Annotated in this window: 13 protein-coding genes; 10 read left to right on the forward strand and 3 right to left on the reverse strand. The window is 42.4% G+C overall.

The annotated features are described in order from the left end of the window. The first annotated feature begins 24 nt into the window (after window positions 1-24). The 3 genes from MSG38_RS23075 to MSG38_RS23085 are packed head-to-tail and all read left to right on the forward strand — an operon-like array spanning window position 25 to window position 867. The gene (locus MSG38_RS23075) at window positions 25-453 is read left to right on the forward strand and encodes a M15 family metallopeptidase (RefSeq protein WP_050621050.1); all 429 of its coding nucleotides are present in this window, start codon (window positions 25-27) and stop codon (window positions 451-453) included. Between the two features lie 36 nt (window positions 454-489). Continuing rightward, on the forward strand, window positions 490-708 hold the full coding sequence (locus MSG38_RS23080) for a hypothetical protein (protein WP_248402720.1): 219 nt from the start codon (window positions 490-492) through the stop codon (window positions 706-708). Next, on the forward strand, window positions 709-867 hold the full coding sequence (locus tag MSG38_RS23085; protein WP_198596053.1) for a hypothetical protein: 159 nt from the start codon (window positions 709-711) through the stop codon (window positions 865-867). Window positions 868-872: 5 nt separating this feature from the next. Here the strand turns inward: MSG38_RS23085 and MSG38_RS23090 are convergent, their stop codons facing one another. From MSG38_RS23090 to MSG38_RS23100, 3 genes are all read right to left on the reverse strand, one after another. Further along, on the reverse strand, window positions 873-1,346 hold the full coding sequence (locus tag MSG38_RS23090) for a hypothetical protein (RefSeq protein WP_248402721.1): 474 nt from the start codon (window positions 1,344-1,346) through the stop codon (window positions 873-875). Between the two features lie 17 nt (window positions 1,347-1,363). Further along, window positions 1,364-2,284, reverse strand: a complete 921-nt coding sequence (locus MSG38_RS23095) for a hypothetical protein (protein WP_248402722.1) — start codon at window positions 2,282-2,284, stop codon at window positions 1,364-1,366. A gap of 112 nt (window positions 2,285-2,396) precedes the next feature. Beyond that, window positions 2,397-3,464 carry a site-specific integrase gene (locus tag MSG38_RS23100; protein WP_248402723.1) on the reverse strand — a complete coding sequence of 356 codons (1,068 nt, stop codon included), beginning with the start codon at window positions 3,462-3,464 and terminating at the stop codon, window positions 2,397-2,399. A gap of 110 nt (window positions 3,465-3,574) precedes the next feature. Between MSG38_RS23100 and dusA the strand changes: the two genes are divergently transcribed. From dusA to MSG38_RS23135, 7 genes are all read left to right on the forward strand, one after another. Beyond that, entirely contained in the window at window positions 3,575-4,576 is a 1,002-nt protein-coding gene (gene dusA, locus MSG38_RS23105) for a tRNA dihydrouridine(20/20a) synthase DusA (protein ID WP_248402724.1), read from the forward strand. Between the two features lie 206 nt (window positions 4,577-4,782). After that, window positions 4,783-5,004 (forward strand): envelope stress response protein PspG, encoded by a 222-nt coding sequence (gene pspG / locus MSG38_RS23110; protein ID WP_248402725.1) that lies wholly within the window; start codon window positions 4,783-4,785, stop codon window positions 5,002-5,004. Between the two features lie 135 nt (window positions 5,005-5,139). Further along, window positions 5,140-5,811: a TIGR04219 family outer membrane beta-barrel protein gene (locus MSG38_RS23115; RefSeq protein ID WP_029405449.1), complete on the forward strand. Its 672-nt coding sequence runs from the start codon at window positions 5,140-5,142 to the stop codon at window positions 5,809-5,811. Window positions 5,812-6,001: 190 nt separating this feature from the next. Then, on the forward strand, window positions 6,002-6,232 hold the full coding sequence (locus MSG38_RS23120) for a hypothetical protein (protein WP_102339310.1): 231 nt from the start codon (window positions 6,002-6,004) through the stop codon (window positions 6,230-6,232). 123 nt (window positions 6,233-6,355) lie between these two features. Further along, window positions 6,356-8,221, forward strand: a complete 1,866-nt coding sequence (locus MSG38_RS23125) for an assimilatory sulfite reductase (NADPH) flavoprotein subunit (protein WP_248402726.1) — start codon at window positions 6,356-6,358, stop codon at window positions 8,219-8,221. Continuing rightward, window positions 8,221-9,948 (forward strand): assimilatory sulfite reductase (NADPH) hemoprotein subunit, encoded by a 1,728-nt coding sequence (gene cysI / locus MSG38_RS23130; protein ID WP_248402727.1) that lies wholly within the window; start codon window positions 8,221-8,223, stop codon window positions 9,946-9,948. The genes MSG38_RS23125 and cysI overlap by 1 nt, the downstream gene beginning before the upstream one ends. Then, the gene (locus tag MSG38_RS23135) at window positions 9,941-10,717 is read left to right on the forward strand and encodes a phosphoadenylyl-sulfate reductase (protein WP_050634941.1); all 777 of its coding nucleotides are present in this window, start codon (window positions 9,941-9,943) and stop codon (window positions 10,715-10,717) included. The genes cysI and MSG38_RS23135 overlap by 8 nt, the downstream gene beginning before the upstream one ends. Window positions 10,718-11,178: the final 461 nt, after the last annotated feature.

The following is an 11,178-nucleotide window of genomic DNA, read 5'->3' on the forward strand; positions in this document are numbered from 1 at the left end:
CTGATCCTGTTTGGGGGGTACCTAATGAAAAAAGACAAGATAATCAAAATAGTGAGTGGCTTTGCTTTATCAGCTAGAAGTGAGATGCGCATGGTCGGTGTACGCGGTGATTTAAAGCGAGTCGTTCGCCGCGCTATTGAGCTAACCCCGTTTGATTTTGGCATTACGTCAGGTAAGCGCACCGCAGAGGAACAGAACGCTCTATTCAAACAAGGCGCAAGCCAATTAGATGGATACAGCAAAAAAAGCCGTCATCAATCAGGCTGCGCGGTTGATTTTGTGGTGTACGACGAAAACGGCAAAGTGACGTGGGGCTTTAGTTATTACGAACAAGTGAGTTGGGCATTCAAACAGGCAGCGGATGAGTTAGGTATTCCGATTGTATGGGGCGGTGATTGGGTCAGCTTTAAGGATGGTCCTCATATCGAACTCGATAGGGCCCATTACTCATAGTTACATCATCAAGTATTTAAGGAAGAGAAAATTACTATGAAAAGTTTACTAGGAAAAATCGGAATCGACCTTGACCAACCATCCACTAAAAAGGGTTTAGCGTTACTTGGCGCGGGAGCTGCTTTGGTAGCTGGTCACCCTGAACTTATCACCGCTAGCGTATCGGCAGACGGTGTTCAATTCGGTGGCATTATCGGCGCAAGTGTTCCAATAGTATTTGGCCTATGGGAAACCCTACGCAATGAGTTCAAGTAAATGGCCGAGTATCAAACAATAATTGTTGCCGTTGTGAGTGCTCTATCTAGCGGGGTTGGTGTAGGCATTACACTCAAAACTGATGTTAAGTGGCTGCGCTTGATGATGGAAAAGATGGATGAGCGTTTGACGCGACTTGAAAGTAAAAGCCCTCAGTAGGAGGGCTATTTATGTTGTGAATTATTTATGATAACTGCTGTTATGTACGCAACCTGAATTAAGTTAAGTGCCAGAAATATCAACATTTGTTTGATGATGAATAGCTTAAATGGCATTACATAGTAAAAAATGCAGCTCGCAAAAGTCACAGTTAAGGAAAGCAAAGTTGCTAAGTAATAAAATTTATAAACACTTAAGTAACCTCCACTTCTCCATAGTTCGAAGCTTGGTTGTCCTGAGTTTAAGTACGTCCCCATAGCAGCAATGAAACCAGTCATTGTAAAGCTAAACGTTGCAGCAATTACAATTAGGTTGCTTAGGGAGTTTAAGTCAACAATAGAGATAAAAGGCCATGAAAAGTGAGTAAACAAGGCCTTCAATCCGCAGTAAATGAGGTTCACTCCTACAACAAAAGATGCGCTTAACAGGACAAATAATATTTTTGAATTTCTTATCTCTTTTCGAGTTAAAATTGTCAAAACTTCCTCCTTAATGTTTAGTGCTCGGGCTGTCCCTTATCTTTCAAGGATGCCACTAAATCATTAGTTGAATCGTGAGAAAAGGCATGTGAAATTTCTTTTAGGGCCTCCTCCACTTTATTTATAACTTCATTGTTTTTATAAGTGGCTTCTAGCATTTGTAATTCAATTGAATCGCTTTTATAGGGATTAATGTTTTCAACGTATAAAGTACCTTTTTCGTCTAGAACGAAGTTTCTGAGAGCTCTATCGTTTTCATCTCTACGAGCTTTGAGTGACACGTTCTTGTAATTTTCTTCATTAACGTCTTCAGCTATTGCAGATAAAATGTCACTTATATCTTCGGTAATATCATCCTTTACCGATTCTCTTTTTAATGTAATTTGTGCGACTAAGCCGCTTGGTATGTCTCTGTTCAGGAGCTTGCTCAGTACGCCCCTATCTTTCGAGTTTGTATCTAAGTCAAAGCGTAAATTAGTGACTGCTTTGAAATTACACATTTTGTCTCTAGTGCTGCTGTGATAAACAGGAGAATAAATGAACTCATATCGGTCGGACTCAATTGTGTTCAGTATCGCTTGTATATACCCCTGAAAATCTACGTCATTAGCGCCGCTTAAGTTAGATGTTAATGAGAAGAACGGGTGACTTTCCGAAAGACATAAGTAGGTTCTTTTTTCAAGAGTATTGTTCTTTCCTATAGCATCTTTGATGTTTTGAGACTTTCTATTTTGTCGATCAACAGCCGCATACTGATCTGGCAGAGTTGGAAGTGTCATATGAAAAACAGTGTCAACATCGGAGTTTTGGATAAAAACTGGTGAGTCAACAACTCCATGTGATAGACAGAAAGCTTCAAGGTGTTTTGTTACATTGTAGTTAAGGTATTTACCGTGCTTCTTGTCTTTCAAATAGTAAAAATAATATTTAACTTTCATATGTGGTTAATCTAGTTGTCTCAAATTTTATATAGCTTTTATCATAACATTGAATAGCTTTGAATTACATACAATACAGGTTTGGTCATGCCTTTTTCTATTGATAAAACAGTTATTTATCTTTTTGGTGTAGCTTGTGCGGAAACAGCTGCGTGTATACTTGCCATAAAATATTTAAGTTTCGATGCCCTGTGACTTGAGCAACTTCTTCTATTGAGTACCCTTTTTCAAACAATCTACTAGCACCCTCTCTGCGCAAGTCGTGATACCTCAAGTCTTCAATCCCCAACTCATTTCTGACTCTTTGGAATCCCGCACTAACACTTCGTGAGTTGTACGGGAAAATAAGTTCGCCTTTGTTTGGCTGATTTAGGGCGATCTCAAATGACTCACCAAGCAGCGGTACAATCATGTGATTACCTTCTTTCTTCCTTGGGTCTTTTCTGTCTCTGACGAGTATTGTTTTATGTTCTTGGTTGAGGTCTTCCCAACGTAGCTTGCAGACTTCACCTATTCGCATACAAGTGAGAATGCTGAATTCAAGAATGTCAGTGAATGGGATTCGAGTCTTTCCGTTTGGTCGATAAGACTCGCGTTGTTCTAGTCCTTGCTTTAAGCGTTTCAGTTCTTCGGAAGTCGGGCGCCTAGTTCGTTTTTGGCTCTTGCCGATTAATCCCATATCAATGAGAACAGGCACAGCTTCATCAAAGATCTGGAAGTTAGCGGCAATGTTGAAAACAGGTTTCGCTTTTTTCATAACAGAGCGTAGGTAAGCAACATCATGATAAACAGTTGCAGCTCCTGCTCCTGCACCTTTTCGGTTTTTACAGTGTTGGATTAAGTCACTAGTTCTTAGTTTGTCACTCTCAACTTTGGATATGTCACAGTCACGTAGTAGCTTAATTACGTATTGCTTCGTTCGTCCTGTTTTATCCCATAAATCAGGCTCTTCCATAAACCTATCCAAAAGTACGTATAGCGGTACGGATTTTTGTCCAGATTCGTCAGGGTTTTCTAGCTCAAGAACCCGTTTGTTTGCATAGGTTCTAGCGAGTTCTTTTTTCCTGAATGTTTTCGATTCCCTGTGTATAATCGCCGAATTCTTTTTGACTACAATGTCCACTGTGAAGCGTGATTCACCGCTTTTTAGTGTTCTTTTTTTAATGCTAAATGATGCCATTCGTCCTACTCCATCGATACGTACTATATGCGTACTGAAAGGGTGAGTTTGGGGCAACTCTAGCAAATTGCTGTATACATATACAGTATATAGATTTCGAGTAACACCTTATGAAACCTGACAATACTAGTAAATACGCGGCTAACCGCTTATCCGTTGCACCCATGCTCGATTGGACTGACCGCCACTGTCGTTACTTTCACCGTTTGCTTTCTCAACAGACTCTTCTGTACACGGAAATGGTAACAACGGGCGCGATCTTACATGGTAAGGGCGACTTCCTAGAATATAACGAGCAAGAACATCCTCTTGCACTTCAACTCGGTGGTTCAAACCCGGTTGATCTTGCAGCTTGTGCCAAGCTTGCTGGTGAGCGTGGCTATGATGAAGTAAACCTAAACGTAGGTTGTCCTTCAGACCGAGTTCAGAATGGTCGCTTTGGCGCATGTTTAATGGCTGAGCCTGAGCTGGTGGCAGATTGTGTGTCGGCGATGAAAGAAGTCACTGATATTCCAATTACCGTGAAAACGCGTATCGGTATCGATGACCAAGACTCTTATGAGTTTCTAACTAAGTTTGTTTCGACGGTTTCTGAAAAAGGCGGCTGTGAGCAATTTACTATTCACGCGCGTAAAGCGTGGTTGAGTGGTCTTAGCCCGAAAGAGAACCGTGAAATCCCACCGCTAGATTACGATCGTGCATACCAAATCAAGAAAGACTTCTCTGATCTGGTGATTGCCGTGAATGGTGGCATTACTACTCTCGAGCAAACTAAGGAGCACTTGCAACACCTTGATGGTGTGATGATCGGTCGTGAGGCTTACCATAGCCCATTTATCTTGGCTGAAGTCGATCAGCAGATCTTTGGTTTAGACACGCCAATCAAGAAGCGCTCACAAGTGGTTGAAGAAATGTACCCGTACATCGAACGTGAACTTTCAAATGGCGCAAGCTTAGGACATATCTCTCGTCATATGCTTGGTTTGTTCCAAAGCATGCCCGGTGCAAGACAATGGCGTCGCTACATCAGTGAAAACGCACATAAGAAAGGTGCGGGTATTGAAGTGATGCAAGCAGCATTGGCTAAGATCCCTAAAGAGCTAAATGTTTAAGCTCCCTCTAAGTTAAAAACTTAAGGTTAAATTCGCCATTAGAGGCTAAATTTACCATTGTAAGTTTCTGAAAAGCCGCGCATGAAGATGTGTGGCTTTTTATTTATCTGATAAATAAGGGTTTTATTGGTTTGGCATACTTGGTATGGAAGCTGCAATGTTAGAAAGTAGGAAAGATAGGTCATTAACTCATTAGGGAGACCATTATGTTTGAATTAATCTTTGTTCTTATTTTCGTCGCAACTCTACTTGTCACTGGTATTACGTTTATAACGGTATTGGCTGCAACCGGAGTGGCGTTATTAGTCATGTTGGTCTTAGGTATGATGGGCGTCGTGTTTAAGTTACTGCCTTGGTTGATCGTGATTGCAATCGGTGTGTGGTTTTTCAAAAACTTTGTACACAGTTCTAACCAGAGACGTTACTAAGGTCATCGTGCCGTCAAATCTTTAATCGTCAGCGGTTTATCGTTTTAGAATTTAAGATGTGTGGTAGAATTTTCCCCAATAATCTATGAATGTGCATACAATTAGCACTACGATATGGAATTGGAGCTATCTCAAATGAATAAAATGCCATTAATTGCTTTAGTGGGAATGCTATCTTTAAGTTCAGCAGTGTCTGCTGCGGAAGAGTTTTCTTACACGGCTAAAGTCGGTGCCGATATGTGGTGGGGAAGTACAAAGCTAAACGAAGTTAGACAAGATGACGACTCTAACTCACCTTCGTTGTATTTCGCATTTGAGCATAATGCCCCAATGCTCCCAAATGCTAGCTTCCGTTATACCTCTATTGATGCGGACTCGTTGGCTTTTGATAAGTACGACTACACGTTTTACTACACACTGTTAGAGCACAAGTTGATGAACTTCGATGCTGGTGTGACGTTTACTCAGTATTCAAACTCGAATTACATTGAACCAAAAGCGACGGGTGCGAAAACATCGACGTTTGATGAGTTCACGTGGAGCTTCTACGGTAACGCAGAGATCAATGTGCCGGACACCAACTTCGATATTATTGGTACGATGGAGTTCGGTGATAGCAGTGGTATTAAGAGCACTGACTTGATGGCGGGTGTTCAGTACCGAATCCCTGTATCAGAATCTGAAATTGCCCTGCGTGGTGGTTACCGTGTTATCGATTTAGATTCGGACGAGTTCTTTAGCTCAGAACTCGGCAAGAGCTTTGTCATGGTAGATGGCTGGTTTGCTGGCGCTGAAGTGCGCTTCTAGGCTATTCAAGCTCATTTAGAACAAATTTTAAGAACGCCACTTTATTAAGTGGCGTTTTTTATATCTATTGATTATATCTTTCTGGAATTAGTTAGCACATTCATCACTTTCGACCATCCTTAATACAGAGAGCCAATTTGCGTCTATTCTTATAAGGTCTATGTAGTGAGGTCAAAGCAAGGGATGGAATATGACACTCAATGAATTACGAAATTTATATAGAGAAAACCTGTTGGTTGAAGCCATCATAGAGCCCTCAATTCAAGAAGGGGCTTGGGTTGTGGAGTTTCGTCATATGGGCGGTGGCTTTGTTCTGCTTACTGATGTTCATGGTGAAGAGTGTCATTACGCGGATTTAGACTTAGCATCTAAGTCGGCAATGGCGGTTGGCTTTCAGCAAGTACGCATTGAAAACCAGTAAGACAATTTACGTTTCAATCGGTTTTTACTTCCAAAAAGTTATAAAACATACTTTTCTATTCTTTCTTGTTATTAAAAGGAGTGGTTAATCTATCGTCACGCAATGATTAGGGATGTCGTGACCATGTCTTTAAATAAGAAAGAGTCTTCACAAAACAATAATGCACAGTCTGGGGCTAATGAGTTACCTGGGCTAGCAGCACCACTTAATGACCAACAATTGGGTCATCTTCAGCAAACTGTTTCTGAACTGTCTTCACAGCAACTGGCATGGGTCAGTGGTTACCTTTGGGGAGTGAGCCAAGCTCAGCCTGTCGGTGCTGCTGCGCCAATCGCTCAAGCGGCCGCTGCAGTAGCGGCTAAGCCAGCGGGTAAGCTCAGCATTATCTTCGCTTCTCAAACCGGTAATGCTAAAGGCGTCGCAGAATCGCTAGAGGCAGAAGCCAAGGCCTTAGGAATCGCGGTCGAGCTTTTCGATGCGAGTGATTATAAAGGTAAGAACCTAGCCAAAGAGACACACGTCATTTTCGTCGCTTCAACCAATGGTGAGGGCGAAGCCCCTGATAACGCGATTGAGTTACATGAATTCCTTCAATCGAAGAAAGCGCCAAAATTATCAAACCTACAATACGGTGTGATTGGTTTAGGTGACTCTAGCTATGAGTTCTTCTGCCAAACGGCTAAAGATTTCGATAACTTCCTCGCTAAGCTTGGTGCTAAATCGTTTGTCGATCGCCTTGATTGTGATGTTGATTACGAAGAGTCAGCAACGGAATGGCGCGCTAAAGCGTTATCACAAGTTCAAGAAACGCTATCGACAGGTGCCGAGGCTGACATCGTTCAGTTGCCAGTAGGCCAAGCGGCTGCCGGTCATTCGCAGTACACCAAACAAAATCCATATACAGCGACACTATTAACCAGTCAAAAGATCACCGGTCGTGACTCGGGTAAAGATGTTCGTCATATCGAGCTCGATCTTGATGAATCTGGCATTACCTACCAACCCGGCGATGCGCTAGGCGTATGGTATGAAAACAGTTCAGAACTCGCGAATCAGATCCTTTCTAAGGTTGGGTTGTCGGGTATCGAAAGTGTCGATGTCGATGGTGACAATCTATCTATCCATAGTGCGCTAGTGAGTAAATTTGAGATTACCACTTCAAACCCTCAACTTGTGACTAAGTTTGCTGAGTTATCGGGCAGCAAGAAGTTAATCAAGCTGGTGGAAGATAAAGACAAGCTTCGTGAATATGCGGGTAATACACAAATCGTCGATGTACTCGCTGAAAAGAAAACCAAGCTATCGGCTGATGAGTTAATTGGCCTGTTACGTAAGCTGACTCCGCGCCTCTATTCTATTGCGTCAAGCCAAGCCGAAGTAGATGAAGAAGTTCACCTAACGGTTGGTCTGGTTGAATATCAAAAAGGTGAAGAGTCTCGCTTAGGTGGAGCTTCTAGCTTCTTAGCTCAACGCCTTGAAGAAGGTGGCGAAGTTAAGGTGTTTGTAGAGAACAACAATAATTTCAAGCTACCACAAGACGACAACACGCCAATTATCATGGTTGGCCCTGGTACAGGGATCGCACCTTTCCGCAGTTTTGTTCAAGAGCGTGAAAACAATGATGCTCAAGGTAAGAGCTGGTTATTCTTCGGCGACCGTACTTTTACTCAAGATTTCTTATACCAAGTTGAATGGCAGAAGTACCTTAAGTCTGGCGCGCTAACTAAGCTAGATGTTGCCTTTAGCCGTGACCAAAAAGAAAAGGTTTATGTTCAAGACCGATTAATTGAGCAGGCAGAGCAGGTTTGGCAATGGCTCCAAGAGGGCGCGTACCTTTATGTCTGTGGTGATGCGACTCGAATGGCTAAAGATGTCCATGAAGCGTTAGTTACTATAGCGGAAAAACATGGCAATCAGAGCCGCGAACAAGCTGAACAATATATTAATGATTTACGTAAAGCGAAACGTTACCAAAGGGATGTGTACTAATGAGCAAGCAAGTAATAGAGCAAGAAGTGCTAGGTCAAGTGCTTGGACCTTTGGCTGACAATGAGCGTCTTAAGCGTGAAAGTAATAACCTACGCGGTACGATTGAACAAGATCTCCAAGATCGCATAACTGGTGGCTTTACTGCTGATAACTTTCAGTTGATTCGTTTCCACGGTATGTATCAACAAGACGACCGTGATATTCGTAACGAACGTACCAAGCAAAAGCTCGAACCGTTACATAACGTAATGCTTCGTGCTCGTATGCCTGGTGGCATCATTACCCCTAAGCAGTGGTTGGCGATTGATAAGTTCGCTGACGAAAGCACCTCTTACGGTTCAATTCGTCTAACAACTCGTCAAACGTTTCAGTTCCACGGTGTTTTAAAGCCGAACATTAAGTTGATGCACCAAACGCTAAATAGCATTGGCATTGATTCCATTGCGACAGCGGGTGATGTAAACCGAAATGTTCTGTGTACGACAAACCCAGTTGAATCTGAACTTCATCAAGAAGCTTACGAGTGGGCGAAAAAGATCAGTGAACATCTATTACCGAAGACTCGTGCTTATGCAGAAATCTGGTTAGATGGTGAAAAACTAGAAACAACGGATGAAGAACCTATCCTTGGTAGCAACTACCTACCGCGTAAGTTCAAGACGACAGTTGTCATTCCTCCACAGAATGACGTAGATGTTCATGCTAACGATCTTAACTTTGTTGCTATTGCTGAAGGCGGAAATCTGGTGGGCTTTAACGTGTTAGTTGGTGGCGGTTTAGCGATGACACACGGTGATACCTCTACTTATGCACGTAAAGCTGACGATTTTGGTTTTGTGCCATTAGATAAAACGTTAGATGTAGCAGCTGCGGTGGTAACGACTCAGCGTGACTGGGGTAACCGTTCAAACCGTAAGAATGCAAAAACCAAATACACACTAGACCGTGTTGGTATTGATGTATTCAAGGCAGAAGTAGAAAAGCGTGCAGGCGTAGAATTTTCTAAAAGCCGACCTTATGAGTTTACTGGCCGTGGTGATCGCATTGGTTGGGCGGAAGGCATTGATGGTAAGCACCACTTAGCGTTATTCATCGAGAATGGTCGTTTACTTGATTTTCCGGGTAAAGCTCTGAAAACAGGTGTTGCTGAAATAGCGAAGATCCACAAAGGTGACTTCCGCATGACTGCAAACCAAAACCTAATTGTTGCGGGTGTGTCGACGAGTCAAAAGGCCAAGATTGAAAAACTGGCGCGTCAATATGGCTTGATGGACGATGCTGTTTCAGAGCAACGTAAAAACTCAATGGCGTGTGTGGCTTTCCCAACATGTCCTTTAGCAATGGCAGAAGCTGAGCGCTTTCTTCCTGAGTTTGTAACGGATGTTGAAGACATTCTGAAAAAACATGGATTACCAGAAGAAGATAACATCATCCTTCGAATCACAGGTTGTCCCAACGGTTGTGGTCGTGCAATGTTGGCTGAACTTGGTTTAGTGGGTAAGGCTCCGGGGCGTTACAACATGCACCTAGGTGGCAACAAGGCCGGAACTCGTATCCCTAAGATGTATAAAGAGAACATCACATCAGCTCAGATCTTAGAAGAGATTGATGCGCTGGTGGGACGTTGGGCTACAGAACGCAACGACAATGAAGGGTTCGGTGATTTTACAATCCGAGCTGGCATCATCGAAGAGGTGATCATTTCCAAGAGGGATCTGCATGCATAATTCTGTCGCTTCAAAATTGAAGTTAGCAGAGCTACTCGCATTGACTAAGACGGAGCAAATACTTCGTCTTGGGCAAATTAATGCTGAGTTAGAACAGCTAACAGCATTAGAAAGAGTTAAATGGGCATTAGAAAACTTGGAAGGATCACATGTTGTGTCTTCAAGTTTCGGCATTCAAGCCGCGTTAATGCTGCACTTAGTGACTCAAGCAAAACCAGATATTCCTGTTATTCTGACGGACACAGGGTATCTATTTCCGGAGACCTATCGCTTTATCGATGAGTTAAGTAAGAAGTTGACTCTAAACCTTCAAGTCTTTCGTGCCCAACAGAGCCCTAATTGGCAAGAAGCGCAATATGGAAAACTTTGGGATCAAGGTATAGAAGGGATAGAAAAGTACAACAAGCTTAATAAAGTTGAACCGATGAGAAGAGCGCTAGATGAGCTCGAGGCTGGGACATGGTTTTCTGGTTTAAGAAGAGAGCAATCTCAATCGCGTGCAAATTTGCCAATCTTATCTATCCAAAATGGTGTGTTTAAATTTTTGCCGGTAATCGATTGGACGAATAAAGATGTTCACTATTACCTAGAAGAGCATGGTCTCGGTTATCACCCGCTTCGAGAGCAGGGTTACCTTTCTGTTGGAGATACACATACAACTAAGAAGTGGGAACCGGGTATGACTGAAGAGGAAACTCGTTTTAATGGGCTGAAACGCGAATGTGGTCTCCATGAAGATGATGGAGAGCAATATGGTTCTGGGATTTAGACTCATTGCTATTTAAAAAGCTGCCATTAGGCAGCTTTTTTAGTTTCTAGGGGATAAAACTAGAGCGATTGTGGGTAAGTCTGTGGTTATTGTGTAGTTACTTTGTAGTTAAAGTTGCATAAATAAAGCCTTGAGTGTTTATTCGTCATGTAATCGTTATTTTTGCATTTTTCTTTAATAAACACTTGCCAATGTGATGAACATCTCTATAATGCCGCCTCACTGACACGGCAGACGCCACAAGGCTTCAGCGTAGAATGTTAGTTAGGCAACTAGCTTTAAGCGATAATTCGCTCCTACTTTTAGAAAGTAGAAATTAATTTTCAAAAGTGTTTGACACTGAGAATTAAATCGCTAGAATGGCCGCCTCTTCCGAAGTGATGTAAGTCACAACGAAGAGAAGCTCTTTAACAATTTAAACCTATCAATCTGTGTGGGCACTCGTTGATGAATATCAAAAC

It is taken from the genome of Vibrio sp. 1CM24A (assembly GCF_023161725.1).
Classification (GTDB): domain Bacteria; phylum Pseudomonadota; class Gammaproteobacteria; order Enterobacterales; family Vibrionaceae; genus Vibrio; species Vibrio coralliirubri.

Coding starts and splice junctions, on each gene's coding strand:
- MSG38_RS23085 (WP_198596053.1), top strand. CDS start 709: ATGGCCGAGTATCAAACAATAATTGTTGCCGTTGTGAGTGCTCTATCT.
- dusA (WP_248402724.1), top strand. CDS start 3,575: ATGAAACCTGACAATACTAGTAAATACGCGGCTAACCGCTTATCCGTT.
- MSG38_RS23120 (WP_102339310.1), top strand. CDS start 6,002: ATGACACTCAATGAATTACGAAATTTATATAGAGAAAACCTGTTGGTT.
- MSG38_RS23095 (WP_248402722.1), bottom strand. CDS start 2,284: ATGAAAGTTAAATATTATTTTTACTATTTGAAAGACAAGAAGCACGGT.
- MSG38_RS23080 (WP_248402720.1), top strand. CDS start 490: ATGAAAAGTTTACTAGGAAAAATCGGAATCGACCTTGACCAACCATCC.
- MSG38_RS23125 (WP_248402726.1), top strand. CDS start 6,356: ATGTCTTTAAATAAGAAAGAGTCTTCACAAAACAATAATGCACAGTCT.
- pspG (WP_248402725.1), top strand. CDS start 4,783: ATGTTTGAATTAATCTTTGTTCTTATTTTCGTCGCAACTCTACTTGTC.
- MSG38_RS23135 (WP_050634941.1), top strand. CDS start 9,941: ATGCATAATTCTGTCGCTTCAAAATTGAAGTTAGCAGAGCTACTCGCA.
- MSG38_RS23100 (WP_248402723.1), bottom strand. CDS start 3,464: ATGGCATCATTTAGCATTAAAAAAAGAACACTAAAAAGCGGTGAATCA.
- cysI (WP_248402727.1), top strand. CDS start 8,221: ATGAGCAAGCAAGTAATAGAGCAAGAAGTGCTAGGTCAAGTGCTTGGA.
- MSG38_RS23115 (WP_029405449.1), top strand. CDS start 5,140: ATGAATAAAATGCCATTAATTGCTTTAGTGGGAATGCTATCTTTAAGT.
- MSG38_RS23075 (WP_050621050.1), top strand. CDS start 25: ATGAAAAAAGACAAGATAATCAAAATAGTGAGTGGCTTTGCTTTATCA.